Consider the following 16,875-nt stretch of genomic DNA (forward strand, 5'->3'; position numbering starts at 1 on the left):
CGTACTTAGGGTTGATTACCATCCGCGCGGACGTGGTCACCGGGCCCTGCCGTGGTCCTACCCGCGTGTTCACGACCCCGCGCGGTAAGTTCAACCGGGTGCAGACAGTGAGGTTCTGGGGCGCTGCCGTGATATCGGCGGCACTGGCGGCGGCGACGGTGGCCGGCTGTACCGAGAAACCCACCAACGAGACCGCGAGCACCGTGGTCACCAGTACGACGAGGATTGCCGGCGCGGGCGTGTTGGGTAATGAGCGCAAGCCCGACGAGTCCTGCGCCAAGGATCCGGCGGCCCTCGACCCCGCCGCGCCACGCGAAGTGAGGCACGCACAGGGCGAGACCGAGGTACCCCAAGACCCCAAGCGGATCGTGGTCCTTGACGGCGGCGCCATCGACACCCTGTGTGCGCTCGGGCTGCAGGATCGCATCGTCGGGGTCGGGCTGGCTGACCGCGCGACCTCTCCCCCGTCATACCTGGGCACGACGGTCCACGACCTGCCGTCGATCGGCCCGATGGCATCTCCGGATCTAGCCAAGATCGGCGCCGCCAAGCCGGATCTCATCCTGAGCTCCAATGGGGAGCAGAATTCCTACCTCGACCTGAGCGCCATCGCTCCCACCGTGATCGTGTCGGGACACGATCTGGCCGAGCACGTCCGGCTGGTAGGTAAGGCGACCCGCCGGACCGCGGAGACCGACAAACTGTGGTCGGATTTCGTCGACGCCGCCAAGAAGGTGGGCCGCGAGAACGACACCGCACACTTCCAGGCCTCGATCGTCCAGTTCACCGATCAGACGGTGCGGGTATACGGGGCCAACAACTTCCCGGCATCGGTGCTCGCCACCGCGGGATTGGATCGTCCTGCCACCCAACGGTTTAGCGATACCCCCTTCATCGAGATCGACACCGACGACTTCTCGGCCGCCGAGGGCGACATCGTCTACGTCTCGTTCACCAGCCCGTCGGCCAAGGATCGCGCCGCCCGGATTTTCAGCACCAAGCCCTGGATGGCGCTCGGCGCCACCCGCGACCACCGGGTGTTCGCGGTCAACAACGAGATCTGGCAGACCGGGGACGGAATTGTCGCGGCGCGCGGGATTCTCGATGACTTGCAGTTCGTCAACCGACCCATCAACTAGATCCCCCGTCGCCCAGCCCGTGCCCGCCGCTGCACGCGTTACGCTCCCGGCATGTACCACGTACTGCAGCTGACCTATACCCAACCGCTCGATGTCGTGGACGCTGTCCGCCCCGCACACCTGGAGTGGCTCGATGGCGAGATCGCGGCAGGCAACCTGCTGATCAGTGGCCGCAACGAGGCCGGCACCGGGGGCGTGCTGGTCACCGGCGATATCAGCGCGCAGGACGCCGAGGCCTTGATCGCCGCCGACCCCTACACCACGGCCGGGGTCGCCGAATACACCCGAATCGGGTTCAACGCGGGCCGCAAGGCGGAGATAATCCCATGAGCGATAAGGGTTTTCCTGAGAATCGCTGGGGCAATCCGGACAGTGCTCTGTCGCGGGTCGCGGCCAAGTTCGCCGCCACCAAACCGGGTTCGTGGACCATCCGGAAACTGACGCCACTGGACCGGGCCGTTATGGAGCGCACCGGTAGCAGATACACCGTGCTGGGCCCGCTGGGCTTGTCGACGCTGCTGCTGACCACGACGGGTCGCAAGTCTGGCCAGCCTCGGGTCTCTCCGCTGCTTTATCTGCATGATGGTGACCGAATCGCGCTGGTGGGCAGTAATTTCGGCCAGGAGAAGCACCCCGCTTGGACCACGAACCTGCTCGCCGACCCGCGGGCCAAGGTGACACTGGCCGGCCAGACCTTCGACGTGATCGCGACCCTTGTCCAGGGCCCCGAGCGCGACGACTACTACCGGCGCTTCGAGGCGATGCTCGAGGTGTACTCCGCGTACAAGGGCCGCACCGGACGCGAGATCAGGGTTTTCACCCTTGAGCGCACCCCGTAAAGCTATCCGTTACAGGTAGTATCCGTACCTTAAGTACCGGTTCTGAACTGGTAATTTACAATCAACTTGCCACAAAGGCCCCCATTTGGGCTCATATTGGGCTAACGTTCCCCGCAGTCCGCGGAAGGATGGAACGTGATCCAGGAACGCTTAGACATCACCGTCGCAGCCCGGCCGGAAACCGTCCTTGAGGTACTCAAGGACGTTGAGTCCGTCGACAGTTGGCTACGGCCACATCTGCCGACGTGGCCACCGGTCACCAGCACCATGACCGTCGTCGAATCGTTTGACGACGGCTCACCACGGCTGGTGCGAACGGTGAGCTCCACGCTCGGAATCTCCGACGATTCCCTGACCGAGTACGAGTGGTATCCCGACGGCTGCCAGCTCACGCTGCTGGAGAGCAGAACCCTGCGCCACAACGTCAGCCGGTTCACCGTCATCCCCGACGAGCCCGAATCCCGGCTGACCGCCGACATCTCCCTGGATCTCAAGATCCGGTTACCGGGCCTGCTGGAACGCCAGCTCAAGAAGACTCAGGTCGGATTCGTCCGGAGCTTCCAGCGGGCGCTTGCCGAGGAATCGGCACGACGAGAACTGAATTCGTAGCTGAGTTCAACGCGAACCCACATCGACGGCGCGGCGTTTCACCGAGCGCAGCACGTGATTGGTCGCCAGCACGTGTCCGCGGGTGCCGATCACCAGCGCGCGGTAGATCCGGCCGCGCACCCCGGGAAAGTCCGCGTACGTCTGCGCGCGCAGACGGGTAGTGCCGCCGCAGTCGTCATCGAGCTCAAACACTAGTTTGTACCGCGAAAAACGATGCCGCCCAGTTAAACTCAGGTGTTGTTCGGGGTCGATGCGGTCTACCGCGAAGCCCGCACGCGGACGGGTACCCAACACAGCGCCGAGCGGATTGCGCTCGGCGGATCGTAAGACCGCGTCCACGTAGCGCCGCAAACTCTCCCACACCTGCCCCCGCGGCGCGTCGATACGAATCGCATGCTCGTCAATATAGGATAGATGTTCCATATTCCAGATTTACCAGAATTAGGACGAATATTCCAGATGGCTCCCGAACGCAAACACACCAGCGATGCCATCCTTGACGCGGTGCGATCCCTGCTGCTCGACGGCGGCCCCCGAGCCGCGACCATTGCGGCGATAGCGGAAGCCTCGGGCGCACCACCGGGGACGCTCAATCACCGCTTCGGCAACCGCGAGGCCATCATGTCGGCAACGTGGCTACGTGCAGTTGAGCGCTTTCACCAGCACGCTCTCCATGCGTTACACAGCTCCGCCGATCCTGTTGAAATTGCCGTGGCACTTGCCCTTTCGGTGCCCGCCTTCGCGCGTGCATGCCCTGAGGACGCCCGGCTGCTGCTTTCCCTGCGCAGTGCCGACGTCCTGGGTACCGACGCGTGCTCCACGCTCGACGAGATGAACGAGCCGCTGTTCACCTCAGTGCGGGATCTGACGCGGGCCATCTACGGCCGCACCGATGCGCGCTCACGCGACCGGCTCACGCGGGCCGTGGTGGACTTGCCGTATGCCGCAGTACGCCGCCACATGCCCGCCCTGCCCGCGTGGCTCGAGGACGATCTGGCCGACGCGGTCCGCACGCTCTTGGCAGCGCGGTGACTGAACCCGGGCACCACCGGCTCACCGCGCCGGTACTCATGCTTGTCAGCGGCACCTCCCTGTACATCGGGGCGGCGGCCGGAGTCAGCCTGTTCCGCTGGCTCGACCCGGTGAGCGTGGCCTGGCTGCGGATATGTGGTGCGGCGCTCGTGTTCCTCGCCATCGCCCGGCCCGTGGGCGCGGCCTGGCGGGGCCGGGCGTTGTGGTGGGCGGGGAGCTTTGGCGTGGTCACCGCGCTGATGAACATGTCGTTCTATCTGGCCATCGACCGGCTGCCGTTGGGCACCGCGGTGGCGATCGAATTTCTGGGGCCGATCGGCGTGGCCGCCGCCGGATCACGGTCCCTTCGAGACGGATTCTCGGTACTGGCCGCGCTCGTCGGCGTGGTCCTGATCGCCGACGTACAGCTTTCCGCCGAGCCGGTGGGAATGGCCTTCGCACTACTGGCCGCGTTGTTCTGGGCCGGATACATCGTGCTTGGAAAACGTGTTGCGCTGCAGGGCAACCCGGCAGACTCACTCGCGGTGGGCTTCACGGTCGCCATGATCGTGACCGCCCCGGCCCTGGCTGTGGGCGTCGCTGGCATCCACGGTCAGGTACCCGTCGTTCACATCCTCGTCCTGGGACTCCTGATGGGTGTGCTCTCCAACGTCATCCCCTACGGGCTAGATCAGGTGATCCTGAGGCGCGCGGGGCGAAGCCACTTCGCGGTACTCCTGGCACTTCTCCCACTCTCCGCGACCGCGATCGGTGTACTTGTTATGCACCAGGTTCCCAGCACACCAGAACTTTTCGGCATCCTGGCAATCGTGGTGGCGGTGGCTGCGCACAGAGAGGAAGACCCGAAGCGCACCCCAACGGCGTTGTGATCCACCCAGCAACGCGCGTCCAAGAACCCATCGTCTAGTAGTTCACTCTTGGCGCTTGTCAGGACGTGCTCAGCATGTGCCCGTACACTCCGCGGTCAACTGGATAGTGACTGATTCGGAGGACATTGATCGATGAAGACGGCGACCGACTGGGGCACGGAGGTATGGCGATCGCTGATATGGATCGGCTGGGTGTGGCCGGTAACCATGGCCGTTTTCCTCACCGTCGCGTTCTTGATCATTCGGTTCACCCAATGGGGTCGGCAATTCTGGCGCATTACCGGCCTGTACTTCACCAGCCGCGACGGTCGGGGAGGCTTGGCCCTCCTGGCCCTCGTGCTGCTCTCGGTAGTGGTGAATGTCCGTCTGTCAGTGGTATTCACGTATTACTACAACGACATGTCGGCATCGATTCAGTACATCGTCCAGGCATTGGCCCGCGATGGCAGCGGAATGCCGGATGCCAAGGCATTCTTCTGGCTCAACATCCGCCGGTTCTGCCTTTTGGCGGGGATCAACATCGCGCTGGTGGTCACTGATTTATATCTGTTGCAGGCATTCATCATTCGGTGGCGTGTATGGCTTACCGAGCGCATCACCGCCGACTGGCTCTCCAAGCGCGCCTTCTACCGGTCACGCTTCATCGACAACACCATCGACAACCCGGATCAACGAATCCAGGCCGATATCAACAACTTTGTCGCCATGTCGGCCGCGCCGGAGCAGCTTCAAAGCTCTTCGACACACCTGGCCTTCGGTGCCGTGAACGCATGCATCTCGCTACCGTCGTTCACCATCATCCTGTGGGGTCTATCGGGTCCGCTGAATGTCTTCGGATACGAAATGCCCAGAGCCCTTGTTTTTCTCACCTATATCTACGTGATCGTGACGACCTTGATCGCCTTCCGGATCGGGCGTCCGCTGATCCGCAGATACTTCCTCAACGAACGCCTCAACGCCATGTTCCGCTATGCGCTGGTGCGCCTGCGCGACACCTCGGAAAGCGTGGCCTTCTATCGCGGCGAGAAGGCCGAGGCCAAGCAGCTCAAAGGCCGCTTCGACGGAATCATCGATAACTTCTGGCAGCTGGTGTATCGGAGCATGGGCTTCACCGGCTGGAACTTCGCGGTGTCGCAAACCGCGGCGGTCTTCAACTCGGTGCTCCAGGTTCCGCGACTTATCGCCGGACAGATTACCTACGGCGACGTAAGTCAGAGCGCCAGCGCCGCGGGCCAGCTGCAGACTTCCCTGTCGTTCTTCCGAAACGCCTACGACAACTTCGCCGCCTACCGCGCCACCGTCATGCGGCTGGATGGCCTGTTACACGCGGACGCACAGTCGCGCGAGCTGCCCATGCTTGAGCCGGGCGATCAGGAGGACGGCGTCACGCTGCACAACATCTACGTCCGTAAACCCAATGGCGACAGTCTGATCGACGACCTCAACCTGAGTCTTGACGCGGGCGACGCGCTACTCATCAAGGGGCCTTCGGGCGGAGGCAAGACCACGCTGCTGCGCTCGCTGGCCGGGCTGTGGCCCTACACCGATGGCGATTGGACTCGCCCCGGCGGCGAACACGAAACGTTGTTCCTCTCGCAGCTGCCGTACCTCCCGCTCGGCGATCTGCGCGAGGCGGTGAGTTACCCGGCACCAGCCGGCACCTTCACCGACGAGGAACTGCGCACAACGCTCGACAAGGTGGCACTTGGTCATCTGTCCGACCGGCTCGACGAAGAATCCGATTGGATCAAGGTGCTCTCCCCCGGCGAGCAGCAACGTGTCGCATTCGCCCGGGTGCTGCTTCTTAAGCCCAAGGCTGTGTTCATGGACGAGTCCACGTCCTCGCTCGACGAAGGGCTGGAATTCGCGCTCTATCGGCTCCTTCGCACCGAGGTGCCCAACTGCACACTCGTCAGCGTCGGCCATCGCAGCACCATCGATCAGCATCACGATCAGAAATTGCAGCTGGTGGGCGAGGGGCTCTGGGCGCTCTCTCCCATCGGACAGGAATAAGCGGGGCCGAGTAGGCTTTTAATCGGTAGCAATGTTAACTATCGCAAAAGGATGCATATATGGTCACCGTGTCGGCTTATGCCGCCGTTTCCGGTAAGGACCCTCTGGTTCCCACCACTATCGAACGGCGCGAAGTAGGGCCCCACGATGTCTTCATCGACATCAAGTTCGCCGGTATCTGTCACTCCGATATCCACACCGTCCGCGACGAGTGGGGCCGCGCCAACTACCCCATCGTCCCCGGTCACGAGATTGCCGGCGTCATCACCGAGGTCGGCTCCGAAGTAACCAAGTTCAAGCCGGGCGACCATGCCGGCGTCGGCTGTTTCGTCAACTCGTGCCGTGAGTGTTCGAGCTGCCTCGCCGGGCTGGAGCAGTTCTGCGAGCGCGGCATGGTGGGCACCTACGGCGCCAAGGATCGTGACGGCACCCAGACCCAGGGTGGGTACAGCCAGGCCATCGTCGTCGACGAGAACTATGTGCTGCGCATCCCGGACAGCCTGCCGCTGGACGCGGCCGCGCCACTGCTGTGCGCAGGCATCACCACCTTCTCTCCCTTGCGGCACTGGAACGCAGGCCCCGGCAAGCGCGTCGCTGTCGTCGGACTCGGCGGCCTCGGCCATATGGCCGTCAAGCTCGGCAAGGCGATGGGCGCCGAGGTGACGGTCCTGAGCCAGTCACTCAAGAAGATGGAAGACGGCCTGCGTTTGGGCGCCAGCCACTACTACGCCACCGCCGACCCGGACACCTTCAAGTCGCTGCGCAGCAGCTTCGACCTGATTCTCAACACCGTGTCCTCGAACCTGGACATGGGCAAGTACCTGGGCCTGCTGGGTGTCGACGGCACCCTGGTGGAATTGGGTCTGCCGGAGCACCCGATCGAGGTCCCCGGCTTCCCGCTGCTGACCAACCGGCGCAGCATTTCCGGTTCGTTGATCGGCGGCATCCCGGAAACCCAAGAGATGCTTGACTTCTGCGCCAAGCACGGCATCGGCTCGGAGATCGAAGTCATTGACGCCAACTACATCAACGAGGCCTACGAGCGCGTCGTGGCCAGCGATGTGCGGTACCGGTTCGTGATCGACACCGCCACTTTGTAAGTTTCATCCCGAGTACAACCGGTGACTGATGTCGTCGGGGTGCCGATGCTGAGGGGATGACCCGCGTCATCCGCTTCAACGCGTTCGATATGAATTGTGTTGCGCACCAATCCCCCGGCCTATGGCGGCACCCCGACGACCAGTCGTGGCGGTACAAGGATCTGTCCTATTGGACGAATCTGGCCAAGCTCCTCGAACGCGGTCGCTTCGACGGACTGTTTATCGCCGATGTACTCGGCACCTACGACATCTACGACGCCAGCGATGAGGCCGCTATCCGCCAGGCAGCGCAGATACCGGTCGCCGATCCCCTGCTCCTGGTCTCGGCGATGGCCCTTGTCACCGAACATCTTGGCTTCGGAGTCACCACGGGCACCGGATTCGAACACCCATATCCGTTCGCGCGCAGGCTATCCACCCTCGATCACCTCACCGGAGGCAGGGTCGGATGGAACGTGGTCACGGGCTATCTGCCCGCCGCGGCGCGCAACATGGGACAGACCGACCAGCCCGCGCACGATGCCCGCTATGACCACGCCGACGAGTACCTGGAGGTGCTCTACAAGCTCTGGGAGGGCTCCTGGGAGGATGACGCCGTTGTCCGCGATGCCGCGCGTGGTGTCTTCACCGATCCCGACAAGGTGCATCACATCGGCCATGAGGGAACGCATTTCACCGTCCCCGGTGTGCACCTGGTGGAACCATCGCCGCAGCGCACCCCGGTGATCTACCAGGCGGGATCCTCACCGCGCGGGGTGCGCTTCGCCGCCGAGAACGCCGAGGCCGTGTTCACCGCGGCCCCCACCAAAGAGCTGCTACGCCAGACGGTCACCACCATCCGCCGCGAGCTGGAGCTCGCCGGGCGAGACCCCTACTCCGCCAAGATCTTCAACCTCACCACCGTGGTCACCGGCGAGAACTCCGAAGCAGCGCACGCCAAGCACCGAGAGCTGCTGAGCTACGGCAGCGCCGAGGGCGCGCTGGTGTTCATGTCCGGCTGGATGGGCGTGGATCTGGCCCGTTACGGCCTGGACGAACCCATCGGAAACGTGGACTCCAACGCGATCCTGTCGGCGGTCGCAGCGTTCCAGTCCGCCACCGATGATGGCAGGGAGTGGACGGTGCGCGATATCGCCGAGTGGGGCGAAATCGGTGGCATGGGACCGCGTGTGGTCGGCTCGGGCGCCGAAGTCGCCGACACCCTGCAGGAATGGGTGGAGGAAACCGATGTCGACGGCTTCAATCTGGCCTACGCGATCACCCCCGGCACTTTCGAGGACTTCATCGAGTACGTCGTTCCGGTGCTGACCGAACGTGGCGCCTACCAAACCGAGTACGCATCAGGGACATTGCGCCACAAGCTGCTGGGCAAGGGTGATCGCCTCCCCGACGAGCACCGAGGGGCCAAGTACCGAATCGGCGGGCCGCTCTCGACGATCATCGACCGTCCCTCGACCGTTCCCTCGTCGTCGGGTTCCACCGCACCGGCTCCGACACGCGGGCGGTAGATTTCCGTGTATGAAGAGCAGCGTCAGGCTAGGCGTGTGCGCATCGGTCGCGCTGCTGTGCGCGACAACCGTTAGCGCTGGTTCCGCTGCCGCCGACCCGCCCTCGGGCTTCCCCGACATCAGCGGGCTCCCCGCCGTCGAGTCCCGGCAGTACTTCAGCGTCAAGGTCTACCGGTTCGCGACACCCGATGGGGTTTTGTGTGAAAGCGCCGGATGGAATCCGTATTTTCAGTGGACCTGCATCGGGCCTAAGGGCTCCGGGTCGGCGCAACTGGATCTGGGTAGCTATGCACGGAACAACGGCGCCCCTGCGACCGTGGGCGAATCGCAGGGCAACCCCGATTTGTCCCGTGTCCCAGTGCTGCCCGGCCATCACCTGGTACGGATAGCCGCCCCAGTGCACAACGACGACGGCAGCCAGACCACGTTGACATGTGCCACCCCGGCACCCAAGACCACGGCGTGTTTGGTGGACGATCTCCGCGGTACACACGGATTCGTACTCAGCCCAGAACGCAACTGGGCGTTCTAGTTACGCGTTGAGCGCGGTGGAGTCCACGCCGGCAAGCGGCCAGCCACCTGCGGCCAAGCGCGAGGCCACCCGCGAAATGTCTTGAGCGGTCGGCTCATCCTTCGTCACGTCCGTGATGAACTTCTCGATCTCGTCCTGACTCACCACACCGTCGATCTGTGCAGACGACTGGGGGTCGGTCAGCTTGGCGACGACTTCCTTGACCTGCTCTTCGGTCAGCGTGCGGCGCAACAGCGCCAACAGTGGAAACCGATCCGTGGGGGGTACTCCCTCGGGGTATCCCGCAGACAGCCAAGACAGGATCGAACCGATAATCGATGTGCTCGTCACGCTAATAGTGTCCCTGCAGCAGGTTCACAGCGCGAGGTGACATCAGTACAGTTCACCGGCCGTTCATTTGTTCTCGGCGAACAGCCCCCCGGCGTCGAGGGACTGTTCAGCAGTAGAAGATCTAGAAGTCCCAGTCCTCGTCTTCGGTGTTCACTGCCTTGCCGATGACGTACGAGGAACCGGACCCGGAGAAGAAGTCGTGGTTCTCGTCGGCGTTCGGTGACAGCGCCGAAAGGATCGCCGGGTTCACGTCGGTCTCCTCGCGCGGGAACAGCGCCTCATAACCCAGGTTCATCAGGGCCTTGTTCGCGTTGTAGCGCAGGAACTTCTTGACGTCCTCGGTGAGCCCGACCTCGTCGTAAAGGTCTTCGGTGTAATCGGTTTCGTTCTCGTACAGTTCGTAGAGCAGGTCGTAGGTGTACTCCTTGATCTCGGCGCGGGTGGCCTCATCGACGCGCTCCAGACCCTTCTGGAACTTGTAGCCGATGTAGTACCCGTGCACCGCCTCGTCACGAATGATGAGGCGGATCATGTCGGCGGTGTTGGTGAGCTTGGCTCGGCTCGACCAGTACATCGGAAGGTAGAAGCCCGAGTAGAACAGGAAGCTCTCCAGCAAGGTCGAGGCAACCTTGCGCTTGAGCGGCTCGTCGCCCCGGTAGTACTGCATGACGATCTCGGCCTTGCGTTGCAGGTTCGGGTTCTCCTCCGACCAGCGGAACGCGTCATCGATCTCGCGCGTGGAGCACAGCGTCGAGAAGATCGAGCTGTAGCTCTTGGCGTGCACCGACTCCATGAACGCGATGTTGGTGTACACCGCCTCCTCGTGCGGAGTGATCGCATCGGGGATCAGGCTGACCGCTCCCACGGTGCCCTGAATCGTGTCCAGCAGCGTCAGGCCCGTGAAAACCCGCATGGTCAACTGTTTTTCGAAATCGGTGAGGGTGTTCCACGACGGAATGTCGTTAGATACCGGCACCTTTTCGGGAAGCCAGAAGTTACCGGTAAGCCGGTCCCAGACCTCGGCATCCTTCTCATCGGGAACCCGGTTCCAGTTGATCGCCGAGACGCGGCTGACCAGCTTCAGTTTTTCACTCACGAGACCACTCCTGGAGAACGTCGAACAGATTCGCGGGATTCGCTGACTGTGGGACAGACACTACCCCTGGGGGCCGACATCGCGGCGCAACACAACGTGTTGTGGTTAAGCGTGTCGAACTCATTCGGCAGAATTCCCAGTGACACAAACTTGACACGTGTAAAGTCCGTGGTCATGGACAAAATCACGGGTAAGAACATCGCCATTACCGGTGCCGCGCGCGGTATCGGCTACGCCACCGCCACCGCCCTGCTGCGGCGCGGCGCCCGCGTGGTGATCGGCGACCGTGATGTTGAGGCACTCGGCGCGGCCGTCGAGGGCCTCAAAGAAGAAGGCAATGTCGACGCCCACCCCGTGGACGTGACCGACCCCACCTCGTTCAAGCGTTTTCTGGAGGCAGCCGGTGCCGGCGGACCTGTCGATGTGCTCATCAACAACGCGGGTGTCATGCCGATCGGACCATTCCTGTCCACGAGCGACGGCGCGATTCGGTCGATGCTGGAGGTGAATCTGTACGGCGTCATCAACGGCTGTCGCCTGGCACTTCCCGAGATGGTGGCGCGTCGCGGCGGTCAGATCGTCAACATCGCCTCGGTGGCCGGTTTGATGGCGGCCCCCGGCATGGCCGTCTACAACGCGTCCAAGTTCGGTGTTGTCGGGCTGTCCCGCGCGCTGAGCGACGAGTTCGAGCCACAAGGGGTCCAGGTCAGCGCCGTACTGCCGACGTTTACCAACACCGAGTTGATCGCAGGCACCGATTCGACCGGCGCCCAGAAACCCGTCGAACCCGAAGACATCGCCGCGGCCGTGGTGCGCATCATCGAGAAACCGCGCGTGCAGGTCACCGTCCCCAAGCCACTCGGTGCCGTCACCACGATCGTCAACTCCCTGCCCACCAAGGTCCGCCGGTTCATGAGCAAAAAGACCGGAACCGATCGCGTGTTCCTCGATATCGACACCAACGCACGCAGCGCATACGAGAACCGTGCGGGTTCGAGCCTGGGCGTGACCAAGCCCGACGGCGAATAGCCGCGCTCTCGGCCCTTACTATTTGATACGTGAGCGAGAAGCACTACGACATTGCGGTAGTCGGCGGAGGCCCGGCCGGGTCATCCGCGGCCTGGCAAGCCGCCCGTACCGGCGCCAGCGTGGTTCTCGTCGACAAGGCCGAGTTCCCGCGGGATAAGCCCTGCGGCGACGGCCTGACCGCCCGTGCGGTGAGCTACCTACAGAAAATGGGCCTGGCCCATGAGGTCGCCCAGTTCCATCGCGTCGATGGTGTGCGCGTGGACAGCGGCAGCGTCTGGGAACTCACCTTCCCCAAGCGTCCCGGTATGCCCGATCACGGACATGTGGTGCGCCGCCCTGAGCTGGACACCCTGCTGCTCAAGCACGCCGAGTCCGCAGGCGTGGAAGTGCGCCAGTCCACCGAGGCAGTGGCCCCAATCGGCGACGGCGACCTGGTCAAGGGCATCGAAGTCAAAACCGCGAATGGATCTCGCGAGACCATCTCGGCCGACGCGGTGATTGTCGCCGACGGCGCCTACTCCCCCATCAAGCGCGCGATGAACCTCGACTCCGAGGTCAAGGGATACACCGCGATTGCGATCCGGGCCGAGATGGAAGCCAACCGCGAAGACTCCAACATGCTCGACATCGACCTGCGACTGCACCACAACAACGACGCGTTGATCGGATACGGCTGGGTTTTCCCACTCGGCGCCGGACGCATCAACATCGGCATCGGGTACGTCAACAGCTACAAGAAGTGGCAGGACGTCAACGCCGCGCAGGTGCTCGACACCTACATGAAGAAGCTGCCCAGGGAGTGGGAGCTACCCGACCTGGCCGAGCTGCGCAAGAACAAGGGTGTGCGCGCCTGGCGCCTGCCCATGGGATTCACCGCGTGGCCGCCCTGGCGTCCCGGCGTGCTGTTCGCCGGCGACGCGCTGGGCGCGGGTAAGCCGGTCAGTGGCGCCGGCATCTCCAAGGCGCTCGAATCCGGTTTGGCGGCAGGCGAATGCGCGGTGGCGGCGTTGCAGAACGCCGGGCCACAGGACTTCACCAACTACCAGCAGCGGATGAACGACGCCTGGGGCCGGGAGTACCGCCGCGGGCGGATCATGCACCGCGCGCTGGGCAATCCGTGGCTGTGCGACAAGGGCATCAAGCTGATGGACAACGCGACCTTCCGCGACAACATGCTCAAGGCCTTGTACAAGCGGGCTCAAGGCCCCGGTCACAAGCACTGATTCGCCGTGTGGTCGATCCGGCGGCGTGAGATGGTGCTCGCCACCGGACTATCCACTGTCGCGGGGTTTCTCGATGCGATTGGGTTCGTGCATCTGGGCGGGTACTTCCTGTCCTTCATGAGCGGGAACACGACCAGGATGGCGGCGTCAACCGCCACCCAGCACTGGGAATCCGCGTACAAGGCGGCCGGTTTGATCGGCATGTTCTTCATCGGAGTGATGGTCGGCGCGGTCGCATCACGCATCAGCGGCGAACATGAACGGGTCGCCGTCCTGGCGGTTGCCTCAAGCACCGTGGCGGCGGCGGCGATCACCCAGGAATTAGGCGCGGGCGTCGCGGCGCTGCTCCTGACGGCACTCGCGATGGGCTCCATGAACTCGGTTTTCCAGCGCTCCGGCGAAGTCCAGGTGGGCCTCACCTACATCACCGGCACGGTGGTCAAGGCCGGGCAGCGACTCGTCGATGCGTTCTTCGGCGGCCCTCGGTGGGTGTGGCTGCGCTACATCACACTCTGGGCGGGCCTGACCGTCGGCGCCGTCCTGGGTGCGGCGACCTACCACCGCATCGGACTCAACGCACTGTGGATTGGCCTGGCGCTGCTGCTCATCGCCACTATCACCACGTGGTTGGTGCGCCGTTCCAGCCCTGCGGATTTAGATCCGGACCAGATCTAGCACCCGCTCGACACGAGCCACATCTCCATCGACCGTCAAGTGTGACAACGGAACCCGGTGCCATAGCGCCAGCAATAGGTCAGACGTCGACGCCGTAATCGTGGCGTCCGGTTCCGCGTCGTCGTCCACGATGCCGATGCCGTCGGCATCGGCACGCAACAGCCAGGAGCCGTCGGCGTCGTTGGCGTGCAGAAGTATTCGCGCTCCCCGTAGGTCCTCCGGGGTGCCGCCGTCACGCCCGATACGCCTAGGTGTGAAGAGCTCCGACCACTCGCTGATGCCATCGGCCGCGAGGGTCTCGTCGATGGGGGCGGCGTCCCAGCCCCGGTATGCGTGCTCGATGTCCCAGCGGTGCACCGCCACCTCGTTGGCCTGCCGGCGATACCAGAACCGCACCGGCCGCTCACCGAACGGCGACTTCGTCGGCGCATCAAGGTCGTTCGACGTCAACGCAGCGACCAGGCTATCTGCGCGATCGGCATACCACCCGATGACGGTCTCCCCTGTCGGAGCCTCCGGGTCGACATCCGCGTACGGAATCTTGTGACCGATAACGACTCCCACGGCCCAGCGGTGCACTCCGCCGAGATGGGCCACGACGTCGCGTGCTGTCCAGCCAGGGCAGGACGGCGCTTTCCGGTCCAGATGCTCGGGCGGGGTCGCGACGACCGCCGCAATCCCGGTACGCAGCGCTTCTAGCCACTGATCGGGTGTCATACGGCAGTCATACCAGCATCCGGCAAGTGCCGAGACCCGAGTCCGCTCAATTGACCGAACAGATACGGTGCGGCGAGTTTCGCGCGACATGATCGTCATCGCGTGCCGCCGCCGTGCATGCCACTACGCATGCATGTTCTCGTGCTCGACAACAACCCACGCAGCGGGGCCACCTCATTACCGCAATCGCCGAACAGACACGATCAGTAGAGTCGTGACGTGCCTTTTTTCGATGCAGAGAACACCAGCCTCTACTACGAGGAACAGGGCTCCGGACACCCCATCCTGTTGCTTGCGCCCGGTGGCCTGCGCTCATCGATTCCGTATTGGGAACGCGTCGCATGGAACCCCATCCAGGAACTCTCCGCCCACTATCGCGTCATCACGATGGATCAGCGCAACGCAGGCCAGTCCTCGGCCAGGGTCACCGGCCGAGAGACCTGGGCGACCTATGCGTCCGATCAGTTGAGCCTGCTCGATCACCTGGGCATCGACCGCTTCCACATCCTGGGCATGTGCATCGGTGGCTCCTTCATCGCCAAACTCGCCACCACCGCACCGGAACGGATCACCGCCGCGGTGGTGGCGCAGACCATCGGCCAGGACGACAATCTCGCCACATTTCGGGAGATCTTCGACGAGTGGTCGACAGGCTTGGCGTCAACTCACCCCGAAGCCGATGACACCGCATGGCAGAAATATTGGAATGCGTTGTTCATCAACGACAATCGAGTCTTCAGTGTGCCCGACGCGGAATTGAAGAATATCCGGGTTCCGCTGCTCGTCCTCAACGGTGACGACAGGTTCCATCCCGCGATCGCCAGTCGCGCACTTGTGGACGCGGTACCGGATGCGCAATTCATCGAACGGTGGAAAGAGCCCGAGGAGCTTTCCGCTGCACGAGAAACGGTGTCCGAGTTCCTGAAACGACATACCCCGGTCTAACCGGCGCACACCACTTCACTCGGTGTCAGCGCCGGCCACGCTCGGTTCGGCCCGGCTTACGGGCGACCTTGCCCGCGGTGGCGCGGGCGGCCTGCTTGGCCAGGGTCTTCTCCCGGGCGGTACGTTTTGGCGCCGCCTCGGTCTGTCCCCGCGATGAACCGGGTTTGCGGCCACGCACAATGCCGATGAACTCCTCGACCAGTGCCGACTGCGTGCCCTCCGGAAAGGCAAGCGCCACCGGGCACGTGGGCGCGTCGGCGATCGGGCGATAGGTGAGGTCCTTACGGTGATAGAGCCGCGCCAAGGACTGCGGGACAATGAGCGTTCCTAACCCCGCCGCGACGAGTTCGATGGCGTCCTCGGTGGTTTCGGGCCGATGCTCCACCGGAACCCCGGGAACGTTGTCCCAGTCGAGGACATCATCGAGCGGCACCAGCGTCGGCTCGCCATCGAGGTCCGCCGCGGTGATCGCGTCGGCGGCACTGAGATGGTGATCAACCGGAACCACGGCCACCGTCGTCTCGTCGTAGAGAGGGATCACCGCCAGCCCGGCCGAATCGGATAGCGGCCGCAGCAAGGCCACATCGACGGTGCCGGCCCGCACCGCGTCCGCCGCGTCGGCTGCGGTGACCGCTCGCAACTGCAGCGGGACCCCGGGATGACGCTCCGCCCAGATACGGGCCCACTTCGCGGGCGTCCCGCCGGGGACGTACCCGAGAGTGAGCGATGGCGGGGTCACCGCATCAGGCTACCGATAGGCTGATGCCATGAGCAGGCCGAACGCGCAGTCCATGAAACCCGCCACCGCGGCGAAGAAATTGGACGTGTACTTACAGGCGACCCCTGCGGAGTTCCAGGAGAACCCGATCACCCGCGCCGAGCTGGCCGCCCTGCAGGCAGACCCGCCCGAGTGGCTCAAAGACCTCCGCAAGCATGGACCGCACCCGAAGAACCTGGTGGCAGCCAAGCTGGGCGTCTCGATTTCCGGTCTCACCCGCGGGGGTGTCGAGGGCGCGCTGACCACTGAGCAGATCGATCAGCTGCTCGAGGAGAAGCCGCCATGGCTGATCGCCGAACGCGAGAGCTACCAAGAGGTGCTACGCGAACAGCGACGCGTGAAGGCGCTGCACGCGGACAAGGCCCGCGAAAGCTGATCCCGAGCAGCGAGGTTCGCAGGCGTGAAGAAGGGTACCGGGTAGTTCGACACGGTGACTTCGAG

The 16,875-nt window shown here is 63.8% G+C and carries 20 protein-coding genes; 15 read left to right on the top strand and 5 right to left on the bottom strand.

Translation table 11 applies throughout. The annotated features are described in order from the left end of the window. Window positions 1-65 precede the first annotated feature (65 nt). The 4 genes from HBA99_RS17090 (at window position 66) to HBA99_RS17105 (ending at window position 2,587) form a co-directional block, all read left to right on the top strand. Window positions 66-1,139, top strand: a complete 1,074-nt coding sequence (locus HBA99_RS17090) for an ABC transporter substrate-binding protein (protein WP_234796049.1) — start codon at window positions 66-68, stop codon at window positions 1,137-1,139. Between the two features lie 51 nt (window positions 1,140-1,190). Next, entirely contained in the window at window positions 1,191-1,469 is a 279-nt protein-coding gene (locus HBA99_RS17095; RefSeq protein WP_030097112.1) for a YciI family protein, read from the top strand. Then, window positions 1,466-1,978: a nitroreductase/quinone reductase family protein gene (locus HBA99_RS17100; protein ID WP_030097111.1), complete on the top strand. Its 513-nt coding sequence runs from the start codon at window positions 1,466-1,468 to the stop codon at window positions 1,976-1,978. The genes HBA99_RS17095 and HBA99_RS17100 overlap by 4 nt, the downstream gene beginning before the upstream one ends. A 135-nt stretch (window positions 1,979-2,113) precedes the next feature. Then, window positions 2,114-2,587 carry an SRPBCC family protein gene (locus HBA99_RS17105; protein WP_030097110.1) on the top strand — a complete coding sequence of 158 codons (474 nt, stop codon included), beginning with the start codon at window positions 2,114-2,116 and terminating at the stop codon, window positions 2,585-2,587. Window positions 2,588-2,593: 6 nt separating this feature from the next. Here the strand turns inward: HBA99_RS17105 and HBA99_RS17110 are convergent, their stop codons facing one another. Continuing rightward, window positions 2,594-3,010, bottom strand: a complete 417-nt coding sequence (locus tag HBA99_RS17110) for a hypothetical protein (protein WP_070950782.1) — start codon at window positions 3,008-3,010, stop codon at window positions 2,594-2,596. 36 nt (window positions 3,011-3,046) lie between these two features. Here HBA99_RS17110 and HBA99_RS17115 point away from each other — a divergent pair, with 36 nt between their 5' ends. From HBA99_RS17115 to HBA99_RS17140, 6 genes are all read left to right on the top strand, one after another. After that, the gene (locus HBA99_RS17115) at window positions 3,047-3,619 is read left to right on the top strand and encodes a TetR/AcrR family transcriptional regulator (RefSeq protein WP_070950781.1); all 573 of its coding nucleotides are present in this window, start codon (window positions 3,047-3,049) and stop codon (window positions 3,617-3,619) included. A 38-nt stretch (window positions 3,620-3,657) separates the two neighbouring features. Further along, window positions 3,658-4,488 carry an EamA family transporter gene (locus tag HBA99_RS17120; RefSeq protein ID WP_420063468.1) on the top strand — a complete coding sequence of 277 codons (831 nt, stop codon included), beginning with the start codon at window positions 3,658-3,660 and terminating at the stop codon, window positions 4,486-4,488. A gap of 132 nt (window positions 4,489-4,620) precedes the next feature. Then, window positions 4,621-6,501 (top strand): ABC transporter ATP-binding protein/permease, encoded by a 1,881-nt coding sequence (locus HBA99_RS17125; protein ID WP_070952202.1) that lies wholly within the window; start codon window positions 4,621-4,623, stop codon window positions 6,499-6,501. A gap of 59 nt (window positions 6,502-6,560) precedes the next feature. Then, on the top strand, window positions 6,561-7,601 hold the full coding sequence (locus HBA99_RS17130) for an NAD(P)-dependent alcohol dehydrogenase (RefSeq protein WP_030097103.1): 1,041 nt from the start codon (window positions 6,561-6,563) through the stop codon (window positions 7,599-7,601). A 56-nt stretch (window positions 7,602-7,657) separates the two neighbouring features. Next, window positions 7,658-9,109, top strand: coding sequence for an LLM class flavin-dependent oxidoreductase (locus HBA99_RS17135; RefSeq protein WP_070933220.1), 1,452 nt, complete (start codon window positions 7,658-7,660; stop codon window positions 9,107-9,109). Between the two features lie 10 nt (window positions 9,110-9,119). Beyond that, window positions 9,120-9,641, top strand: a complete 522-nt coding sequence (locus HBA99_RS17140; RefSeq protein WP_070933218.1) for a hypothetical protein — start codon at window positions 9,120-9,122, stop codon at window positions 9,639-9,641. On the opposite strand, the gene HBA99_RS17145 is transcribed toward HBA99_RS17140, so the two are convergent. After that, the gene (locus tag HBA99_RS17145; protein ID WP_030097100.1) at window positions 9,642-9,971 is read right to left on the bottom strand and encodes a DUF3349 domain-containing protein; all 330 of its coding nucleotides are present in this window, start codon (window positions 9,969-9,971) and stop codon (window positions 9,642-9,644) included. 121 nt (window positions 9,972-10,092) lie between these two features. After that, window positions 10,093-11,055, bottom strand: coding sequence for a class 1b ribonucleoside-diphosphate reductase subunit beta (nrdF, locus tag HBA99_RS17150; RefSeq protein WP_057968770.1), 963 nt, complete (start codon window positions 11,053-11,055; stop codon window positions 10,093-10,095). Between the two features lie 186 nt (window positions 11,056-11,241). Here nrdF and HBA99_RS17155 point away from each other — a divergent pair, with 186 nt between their 5' ends. The 3 genes from HBA99_RS17155 to HBA99_RS17165 are packed head-to-tail and all read left to right on the top strand — an operon-like array spanning window position 11,242 to window position 13,994. After that, window positions 11,242-12,096 carry an SDR family oxidoreductase gene (locus HBA99_RS17155; protein WP_030097098.1) on the top strand — a complete coding sequence of 285 codons (855 nt, stop codon included), beginning with the start codon at window positions 11,242-11,244 and terminating at the stop codon, window positions 12,094-12,096. Window positions 12,097-12,125: 29 nt separating this feature from the next. Next, a complete protein-coding gene (locus HBA99_RS17160) occupies window positions 12,126-13,319 on the top strand; it encodes a geranylgeranyl reductase family protein (RefSeq protein WP_070919259.1) in 1,194 nt (397 codons plus the stop codon). Window positions 13,320-13,349: 30 nt separating this feature from the next. Beyond that, window positions 13,350-13,994: a YoaK family protein gene (locus HBA99_RS17165; protein ID WP_070933477.1), complete on the top strand. Its 645-nt coding sequence runs from the start codon at window positions 13,350-13,352 to the stop codon at window positions 13,992-13,994. On the opposite strand, the gene HBA99_RS17170 is transcribed toward HBA99_RS17165, so the two are convergent. Continuing rightward, entirely contained in the window at window positions 13,974-14,711 is a 738-nt protein-coding gene (locus HBA99_RS17170; RefSeq protein ID WP_070933216.1) for a maleylpyruvate isomerase family mycothiol-dependent enzyme, read from the bottom strand. The genes HBA99_RS17165 and HBA99_RS17170 overlap by 21 nt on opposite strands. 219 nt (window positions 14,712-14,930) lie before the next feature. On the opposite strand from HBA99_RS17170, the gene HBA99_RS17175 reads away from it, so the two are divergent. Beyond that, window positions 14,931-15,656 carry an alpha/beta fold hydrolase gene (locus HBA99_RS17175; RefSeq protein ID WP_070933214.1) on the top strand — a complete coding sequence of 242 codons (726 nt, stop codon included), beginning with the start codon at window positions 14,931-14,933 and terminating at the stop codon, window positions 15,654-15,656. 25 nt (window positions 15,657-15,681) lie between these two features. Here the strand turns inward: HBA99_RS17175 and HBA99_RS17180 are convergent, their stop codons facing one another. After that, the gene (locus HBA99_RS17180) at window positions 15,682-16,395 is read right to left on the bottom strand and encodes a LysR family substrate-binding domain-containing protein (RefSeq protein ID WP_070933212.1); all 714 of its coding nucleotides are present in this window, start codon (window positions 16,393-16,395) and stop codon (window positions 15,682-15,684) included. 28 nt (window positions 16,396-16,423) lie between these two features. Here HBA99_RS17180 and HBA99_RS17185 point away from each other — a divergent pair, with 28 nt between their 5' ends. After that, complete coding sequence (locus tag HBA99_RS17185) at window positions 16,424-16,810, top strand: DUF5997 family protein (protein ID WP_070922465.1); 387 nt, start codon at window positions 16,424-16,426, stop codon at window positions 16,808-16,810. Window positions 16,811-16,875: the final 65 nt, after the last annotated feature.

It is taken from the genome of Mycobacteroides chelonae, from assembly GCF_016767715.1.
Lineage (GTDB): Bacteria > Actinomycetota > Actinomycetes > Mycobacteriales > Mycobacteriaceae > Mycobacterium > Mycobacterium gwanakae.